This window comes from Rhodovulum sulfidophilum DSM 1374 (assembly GCF_001633165.1).
Classification (GTDB): domain Bacteria; phylum Pseudomonadota; class Alphaproteobacteria; order Rhodobacterales; family Rhodobacteraceae; genus Rhodovulum; species Rhodovulum sulfidophilum.
In genome coordinates this window covers 3,298,458-3,316,956 of the sequence record NZ_CP015418.1, presented here as the reverse complement: position 1 = coordinate 3,316,956, position 18,499 = coordinate 3,298,458, and the positions used below count along the sequence as shown (strand labels likewise).

The 18,499-nt window shown below is 66.9% G+C and carries 21 protein-coding genes and 1 pseudogene; 16 read left to right on the top strand and 6 right to left on the bottom strand.

Features of this window, described 5'->3' with window-relative positions:
- Positions 1-2: 2 nt before the first annotated feature.
- From A6W98_RS15550 to radA, 6 genes are all read right to left on the bottom strand, one after another.
- The gene (locus A6W98_RS15550) at positions 3-650 is read right to left on the bottom strand and encodes a protein-L-isoaspartate(D-aspartate) O-methyltransferase (RefSeq protein ID WP_042462967.1); all 648 of its coding nucleotides are present in this window, start codon (positions 648-650) and stop codon (positions 3-5) included.
- A complete protein-coding gene (surE, locus tag A6W98_RS15545; RefSeq protein ID WP_042462964.1) occupies positions 647-1,432 on the bottom strand; it encodes a 5'/3'-nucleotidase SurE in 786 nt (261 codons plus the stop codon). Before surE ends, A6W98_RS15550 begins: the two co-directional genes overlap by 4 nt.
- 177 nt (positions 1,433-1,609) lie before the next feature.
- The gene (locus A6W98_RS15540; protein ID WP_042462961.1) at positions 1,610-2,272 is read right to left on the bottom strand and encodes an SDR family NAD(P)-dependent oxidoreductase; all 663 of its coding nucleotides are present in this window, start codon (positions 2,270-2,272) and stop codon (positions 1,610-1,612) included.
- A gap of 85 nt (positions 2,273-2,357) precedes the next feature.
- Positions 2,358-3,815, bottom strand: coding sequence for an amidophosphoribosyltransferase (gene purF / locus A6W98_RS15535; protein ID WP_042462960.1), 1,458 nt, complete (start codon positions 3,813-3,815; stop codon positions 2,358-2,360).
- A gap of 166 nt (positions 3,816-3,981) precedes the next feature.
- The gene (locus A6W98_RS15530) at positions 3,982-4,542 is read right to left on the bottom strand and encodes a CvpA family protein (protein WP_042462957.1); all 561 of its coding nucleotides are present in this window, start codon (positions 4,540-4,542) and stop codon (positions 3,982-3,984) included.
- Between the two features lie 19 nt (positions 4,543-4,561).
- Positions 4,562-5,929 (bottom strand): DNA repair protein RadA, encoded by a 1,368-nt coding sequence (radA, locus tag A6W98_RS15525; RefSeq protein WP_042462955.1) that lies wholly within the window; start codon positions 5,927-5,929, stop codon positions 4,562-4,564.
- Between the two features lie 122 nt (positions 5,930-6,051).
- Between radA and A6W98_RS15520 the strand changes: the two genes are divergently transcribed.
- From A6W98_RS15520 to A6W98_RS15450, 16 genes and pseudogenes are all read left to right on the top strand, one after another.
- Positions 6,052-6,846 carry a crotonase/enoyl-CoA hydratase family protein gene (locus A6W98_RS15520; protein ID WP_042462952.1) on the top strand — a complete coding sequence of 265 codons (795 nt, stop codon included), beginning with the start codon at positions 6,052-6,054 and terminating at the stop codon, positions 6,844-6,846.
- A 293-nt stretch (positions 6,847-7,139) separates the two neighbouring features.
- The gene (locus A6W98_RS15515; protein WP_202923896.1) at positions 7,140-7,457 is read left to right on the top strand and encodes an NADH-quinone oxidoreductase subunit A; all 318 of its coding nucleotides are present in this window, start codon (positions 7,140-7,142) and stop codon (positions 7,455-7,457) included.
- The gene (locus A6W98_RS15510; protein ID WP_196760189.1) at positions 7,448-7,981 is read left to right on the top strand and encodes a NuoB/complex I 20 kDa subunit family protein; all 534 of its coding nucleotides are present in this window, start codon (positions 7,448-7,450) and stop codon (positions 7,979-7,981) included. Before A6W98_RS15515 ends, A6W98_RS15510 begins: the two co-directional genes overlap by 10 nt.
- A gap of 3 nt (positions 7,982-7,984) precedes the next feature.
- The gene (locus tag A6W98_RS15505; RefSeq protein WP_042462946.1) at positions 7,985-8,587 is read left to right on the top strand and encodes an NADH-quinone oxidoreductase subunit C; all 603 of its coding nucleotides are present in this window, start codon (positions 7,985-7,987) and stop codon (positions 8,585-8,587) included.
- The gene (locus A6W98_RS22155) at positions 8,587-8,712 is read left to right on the top strand and encodes a hypothetical protein (RefSeq protein WP_256714908.1); all 126 of its coding nucleotides are present in this window, start codon (positions 8,587-8,589) and stop codon (positions 8,710-8,712) included. Before A6W98_RS15505 ends, A6W98_RS22155 begins: the two co-directional genes overlap by 1 nt.
- A gap of 1 nt (position 8,713) precedes the next feature.
- On the top strand, positions 8,714-9,925 hold the full coding sequence (locus tag A6W98_RS15500; protein ID WP_042462944.1) for an NADH-quinone oxidoreductase subunit D: 1,212 nt from the start codon (positions 8,714-8,716) through the stop codon (positions 9,923-9,925).
- A 43-nt stretch (positions 9,926-9,968) separates the two neighbouring features.
- Positions 9,969-10,694: pseudogene (nuoE, locus tag A6W98_RS15495) on the top strand (NADH-quinone oxidoreductase subunit NuoE); the annotation flags it as partial.
- Between the two features lie 144 nt (positions 10,695-10,838).
- Entirely contained in the window at positions 10,839-11,450 is a 612-nt protein-coding gene (locus tag A6W98_RS22010; protein ID WP_231098293.1) for an endonuclease, read from the top strand.
- 162 nt (positions 11,451-11,612) lie between these two features.
- Positions 11,613-12,908 (top strand): NADH-quinone oxidoreductase subunit NuoF, encoded by a 1,296-nt coding sequence (gene nuoF / locus A6W98_RS15485; RefSeq protein ID WP_042462937.1) that lies wholly within the window; start codon positions 11,613-11,615, stop codon positions 12,906-12,908.
- 2 nt (positions 12,909-12,910) lie between these two features.
- Positions 12,911-13,348, top strand: coding sequence for a DUF5333 domain-containing protein (locus A6W98_RS15480; RefSeq protein ID WP_052678091.1), 438 nt, complete (start codon positions 12,911-12,913; stop codon positions 13,346-13,348).
- 148 nt (positions 13,349-13,496) lie between these two features.
- The gene (nuoG, locus tag A6W98_RS15475) at positions 13,497-15,506 is read left to right on the top strand and encodes an NADH-quinone oxidoreductase subunit NuoG (RefSeq protein WP_042462935.1); all 2,010 of its coding nucleotides are present in this window, start codon (positions 13,497-13,499) and stop codon (positions 15,504-15,506) included.
- Between the two features lie 23 nt (positions 15,507-15,529).
- Positions 15,530-15,922, top strand: a complete 393-nt coding sequence (locus tag A6W98_RS22005; RefSeq protein WP_063490939.1) for a hypothetical protein — start codon at positions 15,530-15,532, stop codon at positions 15,920-15,922.
- A 16-nt stretch (positions 15,923-15,938) separates the two neighbouring features.
- Positions 15,939-16,976 (top strand): NADH-quinone oxidoreductase subunit NuoH, encoded by a 1,038-nt coding sequence (gene nuoH / locus A6W98_RS15465; protein ID WP_042462932.1) that lies wholly within the window; start codon positions 15,939-15,941, stop codon positions 16,974-16,976.
- A 1-nt stretch (position 16,977) separates the two neighbouring features.
- Positions 16,978-17,472, top strand: coding sequence for an NADH-quinone oxidoreductase subunit NuoI (nuoI, locus tag A6W98_RS15460; RefSeq protein ID WP_042462930.1), 495 nt, complete (start codon positions 16,978-16,980; stop codon positions 17,470-17,472).
- Entirely contained in the window at positions 17,469-17,879 is a 411-nt protein-coding gene (locus A6W98_RS15455) for a carboxymuconolactone decarboxylase family protein (RefSeq protein WP_042462928.1), read from the top strand. The genes nuoI and A6W98_RS15455 overlap by 4 nt, the downstream gene beginning before the upstream one ends.
- Entirely contained in the window at positions 17,876-18,490 is a 615-nt protein-coding gene (locus tag A6W98_RS15450; protein ID WP_042462925.1) for an NADH-quinone oxidoreductase subunit J, read from the top strand. Before A6W98_RS15455 ends, A6W98_RS15450 begins: the two co-directional genes overlap by 4 nt.
- Positions 18,491-18,499 lie beyond the last annotated feature (9 nt).

Here is an 18,499-nt window from a genome sequence, read left to right as displayed (position 1 = left end):
CCTCAGTCCTGACCAAGCCCCTCGAGGAGGGGCACGAACCGGACCTGCCTGAGCTCGTCATAGTCAAAGCCGTTCTCGCCGCGGGTGACCTTGATCAGCCGCTGCACCGTGTCGGACTGGCCGACCGGCACGATCATGATACCGCCAACCCGCAACTGCGCCAATAGGGGCCCGGGCGGGTCCTCGGCGGCGGCGGTCACCAGAATGCGGTCGAAGGGCGCCTGATCGGGCAGCCCGCGCGAGCCGTCGGCGGCCATCGCGGTGACATTGGTCAGCCCCAGCGCCTCGAACCGCTTCTGCGCCGCGGCGGCAAGCCTGCGGTGGCGTTCCAGCGTATAGACCCGGCGCGACAGACGCGACAGCACCGCCGCCTGATAGCCCGAGCCGGTGCCGATCTCGAGCACCTTGTTGCGCGGTTGCAGGTCCAGCGCCTGGGTCATGATCGCGACCACCGAGGGCTGGCTGATGGTCTGGCCGCAGGCGATCGGCAGGGGGGTGTCGTCATAGGCGTGCTGCGCGAAATGGCCGGTGACGAACTGGCCGCGGTCGATCTCCTCCATCGCGGTCAGAACACGCCTGTCGGTCACGCCCCTGGACCTGAGCGCGAACAGGAACTGCATCTTGCGCTCGGCGGTCGGGTCGTCGGTCATCCCAGTCGGGCCTTCACGTCGGCGATGCAGTCATGCGCGGTCAGATCGGCGCGAAGCGGCGTCACCGCGATATAGCCGTCGAGGTTCAGCGCCGCGTCCGAGCCGGGCGCGGTCGGCAGGTTCTGCGCGCCGCCCCGGATCCAGAGGAACTTGCGCCCCGAGGGCGACAGATGCGGCTCGACCCCGAAGGAGGCATCGCGGCGGTAGCCCTGCGGTCCGACCTTCAGCCCCTTGACCTGATCGGCCGGAACCGGCGGGAAATTCACGTTGTAGAACAGCCGGTAATCGGCCCCGTCCCAGGTCCCCCGGTCGAGCAGCGCATTGACCGTGGCGGCGCCATGGGCGGCCGCGGCCTCGAATTGCAGGTCGTCATCGTAATTCAGCGGCCCGAGATATTGCGACAGGGCGATGGCGGGCAGGCCCTGCAGCGCGGCTTCCATCGCGCCGCCGATCGTGCCCGAATAAAGCACGTTCTCGGCGGCGTTGTTGCCGCGATTGACGCCCGACAGAACCAGATCTGGGCGGGCATCGGTCATCACGTCGTAAAGCCCGGCCAGCACGCAATCGGCAGGCGAGCCTTCGGCCGCGAACCGGCGCGGGCCCAGCTCGGCGATCATCATCGGGCGGGTATAGGAAATCATGTGGCCCACGCCCGACTGTTCGAAAGCGGGGGCGACGACCCAGACCTCGCCGGTGGGGCCGGCTACCTCGGCCGCGATGGCCTCGAGCACCGCCAGACCGGGCGCGTTGATCCCGTCGTCATTCGTGATGAGAATGCGCATACCTGCTCAACCTTGCCTTATTGCCCTTCCATAGTGGAGCGGACCCGAGGCGTAAAGGCGATGCCGGGGTCCGTGGCCGGAAACCTTGCGGGGAAGGGCGGTTATGCCCGCGCCTGTCCTTGAGAGGACGCCCCGGAGGCATGGAGGGTCTCCGGGGGCCGGGCGCAAGGGACCGGGTCAGGCCAGCCCGAGCTCGGCGGCCATGCGGCGCGCCTCGTCGGCCGGACGCGCCAGCGCCTCGGTATTCTCGCCGGGATAAAGCCGGTTGCGGTGGTTGGTGGGCATCGGCGCGGGCACGAAGCGGCGGACATGCACGTCCTGCAGCCGGGCCTGCTCGGCCTCCCAGGCCTGGAACAGCGCGCGCTGCGCGGCCTTGCAGGCGGCATAGGCGCCAAGGAAGGGGCCCTCGGCCTGATCGTCGATCAGGACGGCGCTGCCGCCGCCCGGCGCGACCCTGAGAAGCGGCGCGATGAAGGAGACCAGCACGCCCAGCGCCTCGACATCGGCCTTGACCGCCTTGGTCCAGAACGGCAGGTCGATCTGCTCGGCCGGGCTGAAGGGCGGCGACTGGATCGCGGCATGGACCCACAGATCGACATGGCCCCAGCGGTCGTAGATGCCCCGGCACAGCGTGCGCATGGCGTCGGTTTCGGTGATGTCCATGGGCGCCAGCGTCGCGCTGCCGCCCAGGGCCTTGATCCGGTCGTCGAGTTCCTCGAGCGCGCCGGTGGTGCGGCCGACGGCGACGACATGATAGCCGGCACGAGCCAGCTCTTCGGCAACCGCCGCGCCGAATCCGCGCGAGGCGCCAGTCACAAGGGCGAGTTTCTGGTCTGTCATGGACGGTCCTTGGAATACCTGAGCGATGGCGTCAAGATCCCGGCCCCGGGCGGGACCGGCCGGGCGACAATCCGGCGCAGGCGGCCTATTCGGCCGCCTTGGTCTGGAAGCCCTTCTGGATCATGTCGCTTGGCGCCACCGGGTAATCGCCCGAGAAGCAGGCATCGCAATATTGCGGGCAGCGGTCATTGCGGCCGCCGGCCTCGCCCACGGCCCGGTAAAGCCCGTCGAGCGAGATGAACTTGAGACTGTCGACGCCCAGATGCTCGCACATCTCGTCCTCGGACATCCGGCTGGCCAGAAGCTTGTCGCGCTGGGGCGTGTCGACGCCATAGAAGCAGGGCCAGGCGGTGGGCGGGCTCGCGATTCGGAAATGCACCTCGGCCGCGCCCGCATCCAGGATCATCTCGCGGATCTTCTGGCTGGTCGTGCCGCGCACCACGCTGTCATCGACGAGGATGATCCGCTTGCCGGCGATCAGGGCGCGATTGACGTTCAGCTTGAGCCGGACGCCCATGTTGCGGATCTGCTCGGTCGGCTCGATGAAGGTCCGGCCCATATACTGGTTGCGGATGATCCCCATGCCGTAGGGGATGCCGCTTTCATGCGAATAGCCGATGGCGGCGGGCGTGCCGCTGTCGGGCACCGGGCAGACCAAGTCGGCCTCGACCGGCGCCTCGCGGGCCAGTTCGATCCCGATCTGGCGCCGGGTCTCGTAGACCGACCGGCCGCCAAGGATCGAGTCGGGGCGCGAGAAATAGACATGCTCGAAGATGCAGAAGCGCGAGGCGCGGCGTTCGAACGGCTGGAAGCTCTCGACGCCCTTCTCGGGCGAGATCAGGACCATTTCGCCCGGCTCGATCTCGCGCACGAATTCGGCGCCGATGATGTCGAGTGCGCAGGTCTCGGAACTCAGGACCCAGCCCTCGCCGATCCGTCCCAGCACCAGCGGCCGCACCCCCAGCGGGTCGCGCACGCCGATCAGCTTGGTGCGGGTCATGGCAACCACCGAAAAGGCGCCCTCGACCCGGCGCAGCGCGTCCTTCATCCGCTCGGGGATGGTCTTCTGGAACGAGCGCGCCATCAGGTGGATGATGCATTCGCTGTCGGACGAGCTCTGGAAGATCGAGCCGTGCTGGATCAGTTCGCGGCGCAGCGCCACGGCATTGGTGATGTTGCCGTTATGGGCGATGGCGGCCCCGCCCATGGCGAATTCGCCGAAGAAGGGCTGGACGTCGCGGATCGCGGTCTGGCCTTTCGATCCGGCGGTCGAATAGCGGACATGACCGATGGCGAGCGACCCGGGCAGGGTCTCCATCAGGCTGGCCTTGGTGAAGTTGTCGCGGACATAGCCGAAGCGGCGGGCCGACTGGAACCCGCTTTCGGGCGCGTAGGAGACGATGCCGCCCGCTTCCTGGCCGCGATGCTGCAGCGCATGCAGGCCGAGGGCCACGAAGTTGGCGGCATCCGCCAGGCCGATCACGCCGAAGACGCCGCATTCCTCCTTGAGCTTGTCATCGTCGAAGGGATGCGAAGGCGGCATGGTACGGGGGGAATGCGGGCGCATGGGCAGCGGGGCTCCGAATCCGACTGAGGAAGTTGGGCTCTCTCTAGTCGCTCCGGCGCGCGGTGTCACGAAAGGATCATGAACAAGGCTTCACGGCCCCGCGACTCTGGCAGGGCCGGGGGCGCAAGAGCGCGACGGGGGCTTACTGCGGCGCGCCGCAGGTGCCCACGAGCTGTTCGTATTGGGTGGTCAGCCAGCCCAGCGCCTGTTCGGGGTCGGTCTCGGCGATCTTGGCGGTCAGCGAGGCGAAGACCGCCGAGGAGCGCGAATTCTCGACTGCGGGGAAGCTGTGATCGGTGATCACCATGCCGTAGACGAAGAAGGCGACTGCCACCAGCAGCGCGCCGCGCGCCGCGCCGAACAGAAAGCCGAGGCTCTGGTCGACGCCCCCCAGCACCGAGCCCTGGATCATCGAGGACAGGAGCGGCGTGAACAGCGACACGATCACCAGCGCCACCGCGAAGACCGCCGCGAAGGAGGCCATGATCGAGATCTCGCAGGAACTGCCGATGAAATCGCCCAGGTAGGGGATCTCGCGCACTAGCGGCTCGGCCTGCGGTGCGAAGGTGAAGGCCATGATCGCGGCGATGATCCAGCCCGCGATGGCCATGATCTCGCGCACCATCCCCCGGGAATAGGCGAGAATGGCCGAGACCAGGATCACGGCGGCAACAATGCCGTCAACGACGGTGAATGACTCCATGGACTCGTCCCTCCTCGGGCTAACCGGCGCCGAAAATTTCCCCGACGAAGGCGGTCAGGTCGGGCATCTGCCGGACCTTCATGCCGCCGGGTGCGCCGAGCTTGCTGCGTTCGGGCGCGATGGCGCTGGAAAAACCAAGTTTCAGCGCCTCTTTCAACCGGTTTTCGGTCTGGGCCACCGGACGCAATGCCCCGGACAGGGAAATTTCGCCGAAAAGAACGCAGTCTGGCGGCAATGCCACATCCTCGCGGGCCGATAGCAGCGCGGCCGCGACCGCCAGATCGGCGGCGGGTTCGGTCACCTTCAGCCCGCCGGCCACGTTCAGATAGACATCGAAGCCCGCAAAGGGGATGCCGCAGCGCGCCTCGAGCACCGCGAGCGTGGTCGAGAGCCGCCCGGCATCGAGCCCGACGGCGCTCCGTCTCGGCGTACCCAGCGGCGAGGGCGCGACCAGCGCCTGGATTTCGGTCAGAACGGGCCGCGTGCCCTCGATCCCCGCGAAGACGGCGGCGCCGGGGGCAGGGGTGCCGCGTTGGGACAGAAACAGCGCCGAGGGGTTCGCGACCTCGGCAAGCCCGCCGCCGGTCATCTCGAAGACGCCGATCTCGTCGGCCGGGCCGAAGCGGTTCTTGACGCTGCGCAGGATCCGGAACTGGTGGCCGCGCTCGCCCTCGAAATACAGCACGGTGTCGACCATGTGCTCGACCACGCGCGGGCCCGCGATCTGGCCCTCCTTGGTGACATGGCCGACCAGCATCACCGCGGTGCCGTGGCGCTTGGCGAAGACGGTCAGCTCATGCGCCGAAGCGCGCACCTGCGCGACAGAGCCCGGCGCGCTGTCGACCATGTCGGCCCAGAGGGTCTGGATCGAATCGAGAATCGCCAGATCGGGCTTTTCGGCCTCGAGCGTGGTCAGGATCGCGCGAAGGTCGGTTTCGGTGGCCAGCTTCACCGGCGCCTCGGCCAGCCCCAGCCGGCGCGCCCGCATCCGGACCTGGGCGCCGGCTTCCTCGCCCGAGATATAGAGGCATTTGAGCCCCTGATTGGCGAAGGCGGCGGCGGCTTGCAACAGAAGCGTCGACTTGCCGATGCCGGGATCGCCGCCGACCAGAATCGCCGAGGCCGGGACCAGCCCGCCGCCCAGCACCCGGTCGAACTCGCTCAGCCCCGAGGCGGCGCGGGGCGGTTCGGGCTCGGAGGTCGCCAGATCGCTGAGCGCCAGCCGCCGTCCGCGCGCGGCGCCCAGGGATTTCGAGGCCGGGCCCGCGCTTAGCGGCGCATCCTCGGTGATGGTGTTCCAGGCGCCGCAGGCGTCGCAGCGCCCGGACCATTTGTTCTGGGTCGCGCCGCAGGCGGTGCAGGTGAAGACGGTTGTCGGTTTGGCCATGCCCCTAGCTGCCCGAGCCGGGGCGCCGTTTCAAGGCCGCATCGGCGGGGCTCCGGGCGCTTGGCCGCGGCGCCGGGCGCGGCTAGGGTCGCAGAGGCCGGGAAGGCATCGGGAGGAGCGACATGCAGGATGATCTGGAGATCGGGATCGATGCGCGCGGCGTGGCACGGGTCACGTTGCGGCGCGAGGACAAGCATAATGCGTTGTCGGCAGATCTGATCGCGGGGCTCGACGAGGCCGCGCGGCGGCTCGGTGCCGATCCGGCGGTGCGCGCGGTGGTGCTGACCGGGGCGGGCGAAAGCTTCTGCGCCGGCGGCGATCTGGCATGGATGACGGCACAGATGCAGGCCGATGCCGCGACCCGCGCGGCCGAGGCGCGCAAGCTTGCGACCATGCTGCGCGCGCTGAACGAGATGCCCAAGCCGCTGATCGGCCGGGTCCAGGGCCAGGCCTTCGGCGGTGGCATCGGACTGATCTCGGTCTGCGATGTGGCTGTCGGGGTCGAGACCGCGCGTTTCGCCCTGACCGAAACCCGGCTGGGGCTGATTCCCGCCACCATCGGCCCCTATGTCGTGGCGCGGCTGGGCGAGGCCGGTGCCAGGCGGGTATTCATGTCGGGGCGGCGCTTCGACGCGGCCGAGGCGGTGTCGCTCGGCCTGCTGGCGCGCGCGGTGCCCGGCGAGTCGCTGGAGGCCGCCGTCGAGGCCGAGGTCGCGCCCTATCTGGCCTGCGCCCCGGGCGCGGTCGCGCGGGCCAAGGCGCAGGTGCTGAGCCTCGGGCCGCGGATCGGCGAGGCAGAGATCGAAGCGAGCATTGCGCGCCTTGTCGCAGCCTGGGAAACCGAGGAGGCTGCCGAGGGAATCGCGGCCTTCTTTGCCCGCCGCAAACCGGCCTGGAGCGCCCCGGCCGAGCCCTGAAACGCCCCGTTTTCGGGCTCTGAGCCGTCAGAAAACTAAGATTTTACAGATCTTTGGCGGCAAAAGCCGAGGCGCGGCATTTTCAATGCGCACGACTGTATACATTTCTGCCGCGGCGCTGTAACAGAGGGGCGCGGATCGCGGGGCGGGCCTGTTGACCCCCTGCCGCGGCCCCGACTAACGTCACGGTCGGAAAACCAGTGCGCGCGGCACCGGGCCGCGCGCGGCAAGATAGGGAGACCGAGGTGGACCAGCTCCTGAGCAACTACCTTCCCATTGCTATATTCTTCGGCATGTCCATTGCGCTGGGGCTTATCCTGATGCTCTCGGCGGTGATCGTGGCAGTTCGCCACCCCGATCCCGAGAAGCTCTCGGCCTATGAATGCGGCTTCAACGCCTTCGACGATGCGCGGATGACCTTCGATGTCCGGTTCTACCTCGTGGCGATCCTTTTCATCATCTTTGACCTCGAGATTGCATTTCTCTTCCCTTGGGCCGTCGCTTTCGGCACCATCGGTCTTGTCGGGTTCTGGTCGATGATGGTTTTTCTCGCCGTTCTCACGATCGGCTTTGCCTATGAATGGAAGAAAGGGGCGCTCGAATGGGCGTGATGACCGGCCCCAATACTGCTGGGGGCGACCGCGAGGTGGCCACCCAGGCGCTGAATGCCGAGCTGCAGGACCGGGGTTTCCTCGTGACCTCTACGGCTGACATCATCAACTGGGCGCGCACCGGCAGCCTGCACTGGATGACCTTCGGTCTTGCCTGCTGCGCTATCGAGATGATGCAGGTTTCGATGCCGCGCTACGATCTGGAACGCTTCGGCACCGCGCCGCGCGCCAGTCCGCGCCAGTCCGACCTGATGATCGTGGCGGGCACGCTGACCAACAAGATGGCGCCGGCGCTGCGCAAGGTCTACGACCAGATGCCCGAGCCGCGTTATGTGATCTCGATGGGGTCCTGCGCCAATGGCGGCGGCTATTACCACTATTCCTATTCGGTGGTGCGCGGCTGCGACCGGATCGTGCCGGTCGACATCTACGTGCCGGGCTGTCCGCCCACGGCCGAAGCCCTGCTTTACGGATTGTTGCAGCTTCAGCGCAAGATCCGCCGCACCGGGACCATCGTGAGGTAAGCCATGGATGAGTCGCTGAAAGAACTCGGCGCCCTGATCGCGGCCAAGCGCCCCGATTGCGTGATCGGCTGGGAGGTCGCGCATCGCGAGCTCAATATCGACGCCGCACCCGCCGCGATCGTCGCCTTCACCGAATTCCTGCGCTCGGATGCGGGCTGCCGGTTCTCGTCGCTGGTCGACATCACCGCCGTCGATCATCCCGAGCGCGAGGCGCGCTTCGTCGTCGTCTATCACTTCCTGTCGATGTATCAGAACCAGCGGATCCGCATCCGCTGCGCGCTGCGCGAGGACGAGATGATTCCCTCGATCGTGTCCGTGCACCCCTCGGCCAACTGGTTCGAGCGCGAGGTGTTCGACATGTTCGGCATCATCTTCTCGGGCCATCCCGATCTGCGTCGGCTGCTGACCGATTACGGCTTCCGCGGCCATCCGCTGCGCAAGGATTTCCCGACCACCGGCTATACCGAGGTCCGCTATGACGAGGCGCAGAAGCGCGTGGTCTACGAGCCGGTGAACCTGGTGCAGGAATTCCGCCAGTTCGACTTCATGTCGCCCTGGGAAGGGGCCGATTATATCCTGCCCGGCGACGAGAAGGCGAAGGCGTGATGGAACGGTTCTGCTGCATCCCCGCCATCGCCCGTTCCGGCGGCAACGACGATCGCGCGGCCGCTTTCCGGCCGGCGCGGCAACAGATGTCCGGGGCTGGCGCGGCCACCCGGACGGAGGTCTGAGATGAAGGACAACGCCTTCCAGGACGTGCGGACCGGCGAACAGAAGATCCGCAACTTCAACATCAACTTCGGCCCGCAACACCCTGCGGCGCACGGGGTTCTCCGGCTTGTGCTGGAACTTGACGGCGAGATCGTCGAGCGCGCCGACCCGCATATCGGGCTGCTTCACCGCGGCACCGAGAAGCTGATGGAAAGCCGCACCTACCTGCAGAACCTGCCCTATCTCGACCGGCTCGACTATGTCGCGCCGATGAACCAGGAACATGCCTGGTGTCTGGCCGTCGAGAAGCTGACCGGCACCGAGGTGCCGCGCCGGGCGCAGCTGATCCGGGTGCTGTTCTCGGAAATCGGCCGGGTGCTGAACCACTTGCTGAACGTCACCACGCAGGCCATGGATGTGGGGGCGCTGACGCCGCCGCTCTGGGGCTTCGAGGAACGCGAGAAGCTGATGGTGTTCTACGAGCGGGCCTGCGGGGCGCGGCTTCACGCCGCCTATTTCCGGCCCGGCGGCGTGCATCAGGACCTGACGCCGCAGCTGATCGAGGATATCGACGCCTGGGCCGAGGCCTTCCCCCGCGTGGTCGACGATATCAACGGCCTCCTGACCGAGAACCGGATCTTCAAGCAGCGCAATGTCGATATCGGTGTCGTCACCGAACAGGACATTCTCGACTGGGGCTTCTCGGGCGTGATGGTGCGCGGCTCGGGGCTGGCCTGGGATCTGCGCCGCTCGCAGCCCTATGAATGCTATGACGAGTTCGACTTCGAGATCCCGGTGGGCAAGAACGGCGATTGTTACGACCGCTATCTGGTGCGCATGGAAGAGATCCGGCAGTCGACCCGGATCATCCGCCAGGCCTGCGCCAAGCTGCGCAAGGAGCCGGGCGAGGTGCTGGCGCGCGGCAAGATCACGCCGCCGAAGCGCGGCGACATGAAGACCTCGATGGAAGCCCTGATCCATCACTTCAAGCTTTACACCGAAGGGTTCCACGTGCCCGCGGGCGAGGTCTATGCCGCGGTCGAGGCGCCGAAGGGCGAATTCGGCGTCTACATGGTGGCCGACGGCACCAACAAGCCCTACCGCGCCAAGCTGCGCGCGCCGGGCTTCCTGCACATGCAGGCGATGGACTTTGTCTCGAAGGGCCACATGCTGGCCGACGTGGCGGCGATCATCGGCACGCTCGACATCGTGTTCGGCGAGGTCGACAGATGACACGCGCCGCCCAACCCCAAGCTTTCGAAGAGTTTTCCGACCGATGCTGAGACGCCTTCACCCCGAGCAGCCCGACAGTTTCGCCTTCACGCCCGAGAACCGCAAATGGGCCGAGGCGCAGCTGACGAAATATCCCGAAGGACGCCAGGCCTCGGCCGTGATCCCGCTTCTGTGGCGCGCGCAGGAGCAGGAAGGCTGGCTGACCCGTCCGGCGATCGAATATGTCGCCGACATGCTGGGCATGGCCTATATCCGCGTGCTTGAGGTCGCGACCTTCTACTTCATGTTCCAGCTTTCCCCGGTGGGCTCGGTCGCGCATGTGCAGGTCTGCGGCACGACTTCCTGTCTGATCTGCGGCGCCGAGGACCTGATCTCGGTCTGCAAGGAAAAGATCGCGCCCGAGCCGCATATGCTCTCGGCCGATGGCCGGTTCAGCTGGGAAGAGGTCGAATGCCTCGGGGCCTGCTCGAACGCGCCGATGATCCAGGTCGGCAAGGATTATTACGAGGATCTCACCGCCGAGAGCCTTGGTGCGATCCTCGACACGCTGGCGCGCGGCGAGGTTCCGGTGCCGGGGCCGCAGAACGGCCGCTTTGCCTCGGAACCCAAGGGCGGGCTTTCCAGCCTGGCCGATGGCGAGAAGGCCAACGCGCATAATGCGTCGGTCGCGCGGGCTCTGGCGGTCGGCGACGGTATCAAGCGGATTGACGGGACCGAAGTGCCTCTTTTGACGCCCTGGCAGGGCGCGGGGGCTGCGGCGGAAGACGTCAAGACAGACGGAAGTTAAAGCGTTACAAATGGCGTCGGAGAACAACCGTCGTAGCGGAGAGAACGCATGAACATTTCTCGCACAGAAGCAAGATTCAAGTTTGCCATCTTCTGGTGGCTGGTCGCCGCGCTTTGCGGTCTGACCGTGGCCACCATCGGCTATGGTGTCGGCCTCTGGGCTCTGGGCGCCTTTGTCGGCGGCTTCGGCACCTTCGTGGTCGCCGGCGTTGTCCTGACCTGGGCCTTCTGCCATACCGACGCCGAATTCTCGGCGATGGTGGCCAAGAAGCGCGAGGCCATGGCCGCCATGAAGCCCTATCGCGATGCCAATGCGGCGATCGTGGTCCCGAACCGTCCGAAGCCCGGCGGTCCGAAAGTGGCCCCGACCGTGCCGAGATCGACGCCGAAGGCGGCCGCCGCTCCTGCGGCCCGTGTTGCGCCGAAGGCCGACGCCGCGGAGACCTCGTCCCCAAAGCCTGAGGCGGCGCCCACTGCCGCCCAAGAAAAGGTGGGGAACGGTCCTGCCGCGCTGTCGGCTCCTCGGGCCGGTGGTGCCGACGACCTGAAGAAGATCAAGGGCGTCGGTCCGAAACTGGAAAAACAGGTGAACGATCTGGGGATCTACCACTACGATCAGATCGCATCCTGGACGGCCGCGGACGTGGCCTGGATGGATGAGAACCTGGAAGGCTTCAAGGGCCGTGTCAGCCGGGATGACTGGGTGGCACAGGCCAGGGCTCTGGCCAAGGAAGGCTGAGCCTGCAGGGCAGGGAGGACCCGACGCCGCCTGGCGGCGCGGACTTCCCCTCCTGCACAGACGATGCGATTGTGCCCGGCGGGCGGCCATGCCTGCCTGCCGGACGCGCCAAGACCCAGCAGGCCGCGAGGCCGCGTCAGGACAACACAGCGGGGACGAACCATGCTGACGGATCAGGATCGGATCTTTACCAATCTTTACGGGATGTCCGACCGCACACTTTCCGGCGCGCGCGCCCGCGGACATTGGGACGGCACGGCTCAGATCATCGCCAAGGGCCGGGACTGGATCATCGACGAGATGAAGAAATCCGGTTTGCGCGGCCGTGGCGGGGCGGGTTTCCCTACCGGGCTTAAATGGTCCTTCATGCCGAAGGAAAGTGACGGAAGGCCGCACTACCTTGTCATCAATGCCGACGAGTCCGAGCCGGGCACCTGCAAGGACCGCGAGATCATGCGGCATGACCCGCATACGCTGATCGAGGGCGCGCTGATCGCCTCTTTCGCGATGCAGGCCCATGCCTGCTACATCTACATCCGCGGCGAATATATCCGCGAGCGCGAGGCGTTGCAGGCGGCCATCGACGAGGCCTATGATGCCGGGCTTCTGGGGCGGAACGCCGCCAAGACCGGCTGGGATTTCGATCTTTACCTGGCCCATGGCGCGGGCGCCTATATCTGCGGCGAGGAAACCGCGCTTCTGGAAAGCCTCGAGGGCAAGAAGGGCATGCCGCGGATGAAACCGCCATTCCCGGCGGGCGCCGGGCTTTACGGCTGCCCGACCACGGTCAACAACGTGGAATCGATCGCGGTGGTGCCGACCATCCTGCGCCGCGGCGGCGACTGGTTCTCGTCTTTCGGCCGCCCGAACAATGCCGGCACCAAGCTGTTCGCGATCTCGGGCCATGTGAACCGGCCCTGCGTGGTCGAGGAAAGCATGTCGATCGGCCTGCGCGAGTTGCTCGACCGCCATTGCGGCGGGGTGCGCGGCGGCTGGGAAAACCTCAAGGCGGTGATCCCGGGCGGCTCGTCGGTGCCGCTTCTGCCGGCGCAGATCTGCGAAGACGCGGTGATGGATTTCGACTGGCTGCGCGAGCAGAAATCGGGCCTCGGCACCGCGGCGGTGATCGTGATGGATCAGTCGACCGATGTCATCAAGGCGATCTGGCGGCTGGCCTCTTTCTACAAGCATGAAAGCTGCGGCCAGTGCACGCCCTGCCGCGAAGGCACCGGCTGGATGATGCGGGTGATGGACCGGCTGGTGCGCGGCGAGGCCGAGATCGAAGAGATCGACATGCTCTTCGACGTGACCAGACAGGTCGAGGGCCACACCATCTGTGCGCTCGGCGATGCCGCGGCCTGGCCGATCCAGGGCCTGATCCGGCATTTCCGCGATGAAATCGAGGACCGGATCCGCGCCCGCAAGACCGGCCGCACCAGCGCCGTGGCCGCCGAGTGAGCTTGACGGCGGTCATATCGCCCCTGGGACGGGCCGCGGCTTTTGCCGCCGGGCTTGGTCTTGCCGCCACGGTTTCGGCCGCGGGCGCCGAGCCGCGTCCGGCGCTTGGCGAGCAGACCGAGATCGTCCGGGGGCTGCAGGTGATCGCGACCGCCGACATGATCCGCAAGAAATGCCCCACGATCGGGGCGCGTATGCTGACCGCTTTCGGCTATATGCAGCGGCTCAAATCGAAGGCCACGCGGCTTGGCTATCCGGATGCCGAGATCCGTGCCTTCGTCGAGGACAAGGCCGAAAAGGCCCGGGTCGAGACCGCCGCCCGCAACTGGCTCACGGCCCGCGGCGTGCGGCTCGACGAGCCCCAGAGCTATTGCCCCGTGGGCCTGGCCGAGATCCGGTCCCGGACCGAGATCGGCCGTCTTCTGAGGGCGCGCCAGTGATGACGGCGCGGGCAGGAACAGACGGGAGGGCGGCCGGGCGGGCCGCGCCTGCGGCAGGGACGGGCGCCGGGCGCGCCCGATCCGGGATCTAGGACGCGTGCCCCGCCGGATCGGGGCGGGACGACGCAGCAAGCGACAAGGCAAGAGCATGGCAGAGCTACGCAAGATCATCATCGACGGCACCGAGATCGAGGTCGACCCGGCCATGACGGTGCTTCAGGCCTGCGAAGTCGCCGGGATCGAGATCCCGCGCTTCTGCTACCATGAGCGCCTCTCCATCGCCGGCAACTGCCGGATGTGCCTGGTCGAGATCGTCGGCGGCCCGCCCAAGCCCGCCGCCTCCTGCGCGATGCAGGTCAAGGACCTGCGCCCCGGCCCCGAAGGCGCGCCGCCGGTCGTGAAGACCAATTCGCCCATGGTGAAAAAGGCCCGCGAAGGGGTGATGGAGTTCCTGCTCATCAACCACCCGCTCGACTGCCCGATCTGCGACCAGGGCGGCGAATGCGACCTGCAGGACCAGGCGATGGCCTATGGCGTCGATTTCAGCCGCTATCGCGAGCCCAAGCGCGCCTCGATCGACCCCGATCTGGGCCCGCTGGTCGGTACCTGCATGACCCGCTGTATCTCCTGCACCCGCTGCGTGCGCTTCACCACCGAGGTGGCGGGGATCACCCAGATGGGCCAGACCGGCCGCGGCGAGGATGCCGAGATCACCTCCTATCTGGGCCAGACGCTGGACAGCGAGCTGCAGGGCAACATCATCGATCTTTGCCCGGTCGGCGCGCTGACCTCGAAGCCCTATGCCTTCACCGCCCGGCCCTGGGAACTGACCAAGACCGAAACCATCGACGTGATGGATGCGCTCGGCTCGAATATCCGGGTCGATACCAAGGGCCGCGAAGTGATGCGGATCCTGCCTCGCAACCATGACGGCGTGAACGAGGAATGGATCTCGGACAAGACCCGCTTCGTCTGGGACGGGCTGAAACGCCAGCGTCTCGACCGGCCCTATATCCGCGAGAACGGCAAGCTGCGTCCGGCGAGCTGGGCCGAGGCGCTGCGCGCCGCTGCCGCCGCCATGACCGGCCGCAAGGTGACCGGGCTGATCGGCGATCTGGCCCCGGTCGAGGCAATCTTCGCGCTGAAATCCCTGGTCGAGGGTCTGGGCGGCACGGTCGAATGCCGGACCGACGGCGCCCGGCTGCCCGCGGGCAACCGGTCGGCCTATGTCGGGACCGCGGCGATCGAGGATATCGACAGCGCCCGCCAGATCTACCTGATCGGCAGCAATCCGCGTGCCGAGGCCCCGGTTCTGAACGCCCGCATCCGCAAGGCCTGGATGCATGGCGCGGCCGTGCATCGGGTCGGCCCTGCCGTTGACCTGACCTATGACGTGATCGAGGAAGGCGCCGACCGTGCCGCGCTGGTCCGGCTGGCGGGTTCGGCCGAAAAGACTGAGAACGCTCTGGTGATCGTCGGGCAGGGGGCCCTGACCGAGGCCGATGGCGAAGCCGTCCTCAGCCAGGCGATGGCGCTGGCCGGGCGGCTGGGCGGGGGGCTTCTGGTGCTGCACAGCGCCGCCTCGCGCGTCGGCGCGATGGATCTGGGCGCCGTGGCCGAAGGCGGCATCGAGGCCGCGACCGGCGACGCCGAGGTGATCTACAATCTCGGGGCCGACGAGGTCGAGATCGGCGCCGGGCCCTTCGTGATCTATCAGGGCAGCCATGGCGATCGCGGCGCGCATCGTGCCGACGTGATCCTGCCCGGCGCGGCCTATACCGAAGAGGCCGGGCTGTTCGTCAATACCGAGGGCCGGCCGCAACTGGCGGTTCGCGCGGGCTTCCCGCCGGGCGAGGCCAAGGAGAACTGGGCGATCCTGCGGGCGCTGTCGGCCGAGCTTGAGGCCAGGTTGCCCTTCGACAGCCTGACCCAGCTGCGGCGCAAGCTGACCGAGGCGCATCCCGATTTCCGGCTGGTCGACGAGGTGATCGAGAATCCCTGGCGGCCGCTGGACCTGGCCGAGCCGGGCCGGGCCGAGTTCCGCTATGCGGTCAGGGATTTCTACCTGACCAACCCGATCGCGCGGGCCTCGGCGCTGATGGCCGAGCTGTCGGCCAATGCCAAGGCCCGGCGCGCGGCGCCGATGGCGGCCGAATAGGGGTGGCCAGGGGCGCGCGGCATATGGCGGGGCTGGCCCTCGCGGTTGCGACCGGCAGCGCGGCGGGCTGTTCGCCCTTGCCCGGTGCCAGCGCCCCGGGCCGCACGCCCGCCTATCTCGGCGCCGAGACGGTGGCGCTGAAGGACGGCCTGGTCGAGGTGGCGCTGCGGATGCGCGCCCCGGACGGGGTCGGGGGGCTCGACGATTACGGGCGCTGCGCGGTTGCGCGGCATGCGCTCGACAACGGCTACGGCTTCGCGCGCCATCTGCGCACGACGCTTGGCCGGGAAGGGGGCGGCGTCTGGACGGCGGACGCGGTCTACATGATGACAAGGACGTTTCCGCGAGGCGTCAGCCGGGTCGATGCCCGGCAGGAAATACGGGACTGCGCCACGCGGGGCATACCGACGGTCTGAGGAATGACGAGGCGAGATGGCTGACTTCATGGATACCGGCATTGGGCTGGCGCTGACGATCATGGGACATGGCCTGATGGTCATTGCCTTCGTGATGATCTCGCTGCTGTTCCTGGTCTATGGCGACCGGAAGATCTGGGCGGCGGTGCAGATGCGGCGCGGGCCCAACGTGGTGGGGGTGTTCGGGCTGCTGCAGACCGTCGCCGACGCCCTGAAATACGTGGTCAAGGAGGTGATCATACCGGCGGGGGCGGACCGGCCGGTCTTCCTGATCGCGCCGCTGATCGCCTTCGTGATGCCGCTGCTCTGCTGGGCGGTGATCCCGTTCTCGGACCGGCTGGTGATGGCCGACATCAATGTCGCCGTCCTGTACATCCTCGCGATCTCGTCTCTCGAGGTCTACGGCGTGATCATGGGCGGCTGGGCCTCGAACTCGAAATACGCCTTCCTCGGCTCGCTGCGCTCGGCGGCGCAGATGATCTCCTACGAGGTGTCGATCGGGCTGATCATCATCGGCGTCATCCTCTCGACCGGCTCGCTGAACTTCGGTGACATCGTTGCGGCGCAGGACGGGCGGTTCGGCTTCCTGTCCTGGTACTGGCTGCCGCATTTCCCGATGGTGTTCCTGTTCTTCATCTCGGCGCTGGCCGAGACCAACCGCCCGCCCTTCGACCTGCCCGAGGCCGAATCCGAACTCGTTGCCGGCTATCAGGTGGAATACGGCTCGACGCCCTTCCTGCTGTTCATGGCCTGCGAATATATCGCGATGTTCCTGATGTGCGCGCTGATGAGCATCCTGTTCTTCGGCGGCTGGCTGTCGCCCGTCCCGGGCCTGCCCGACGGCGCGATCTGGATGGTCGGCAAGATGGCGGTGTTCTTCTTCCTCTTCGCGATGGTCAAGGCCATCGTGCCCCGCTACCGCTACGACCAGCTGATGCGGCTGGGCTGGAAGGTGTTCCTGCCGATGTCGCTGATCTGGGTCGTCGCGGTGGCCTTCTTCGCACAATTCGAGCTGTTCGGCGGCGCCTATGCCCGCTGGGCAGTGGGAGGCTGACATGGCTGCAATCGACTGGCAAAGGGCGGGCAAGTACTTCCTGCTCATGGATTTCCTTCAGGGCTTCAGGCTCGGGATGAAATATTTCTTCGCGCCGAAGGCCACGCTGAGCTATCCGCATGAAAAGGGGCCGCTCAGCCCGCGGTTCCGCGGCGAGCATGCGCTCCGGCGCTATCCCTCGGGCGAGGAACGCTGCATCGCCTGCAAGCTCTGCGAGGCGATCTGCCCGGCCCAGGCCATCACCATCGATGCCGAACCCCGCGAGGACGGCTCGCGCCGGACCACGCGCTACGACATCGACATGACCAAATGCATCTATTGCGGCTTCTGCCAGGAGGCCTGCCCGGTCGATGCCATCGTCGAGGGCCCGAATTTCGAATTCGCGACCGAGACCCGCGAGGAGCTGTTCTACGACAAGCAGAAACTGCTTGAGAATGGCGACCGCTGGGAGGCCGAGATCGCCCGCAACCTCGAACTGGATGCGCCCTACAGATGAGCGGATACGCCAAACTCTTCGAACAGATGCTGGAGCAGAGCCACAAGATGGCCCGCACCTTCAACCCGGCGCTGGAAAGCTTCCAGGTGCACGGGTTCGACAAGCTGATCCCGACCATGCCCAAGGATTTCATGGACATGATGTGGGGCAACACGTTCAACCCCGACGGGCTGGACAGCAAGACCCGGCTTCTGGTCGTGGTCGCGGGGCTGACGGTCCTGGGCGCGCAGGCCGATGCCCAGTTCAAGATCGCCGTGCGCCATGCGCTCGAGGCCGGGGCGACGGAACGCGAGATCGCCGAGGTGATCTACCAGATGGCGATGCTGGGCGGCATTCCCGCCATGAGCCGGGCGCTGGACCTGGCGCAGACGGTATTCGACGAAACGGACGAGGAGACGGGCAAATGACCCTGGGTGAATTCGCGTTCTATGCGTTTTCTGTGGTGACCGTGGTCTCGGGCCTGTTCGTGGTCCTGGCGCGCAACCCCGTGCATTCGGTGCTGTGGCTGATCCTGGCCTTTCTCAGCTCGGCCGGGCTTTTCGTTCTGCTGGGGGCCGAATTCGTGGCGATGCTGATGGTCATCGTCTATGTCGGCGCGGTCGCGGTCCTGTTCCTCTTCGTGGTGATGATGCTCGATGTCGATTTCACCGAGCTCAAGGCGAAGATGGCGGCCTATTTCCCCATCGCGGGGCTGATCGGGGCGGTTTTCCTGGCCCAGCTGGTCCTGGTCTACGGGGCCTGGAAAAGCGCGGACGGGGCCGCGGCGCTGCGTGGCGCGCCGACGCCGGACCCGGCCGAGATCCACAACACGCTGGCGATCGGACAGCTCATCTATGTCGACTACATCCATCTCTTCCAGGCCGCGGGGCTGGTGCTGCTGGTCGCGATGGTCGGTGCCATCGTGCTGACCCTGCGCCACCGGCCCAATGTCAAACGCCAGAACGTGCTGGCGCAGATGTATCGCGATCCGGCGAAGGCGATGGAGCTGAAGGACGTGAAACCGGGGCAGGGCCTGTGACAGGCCCCG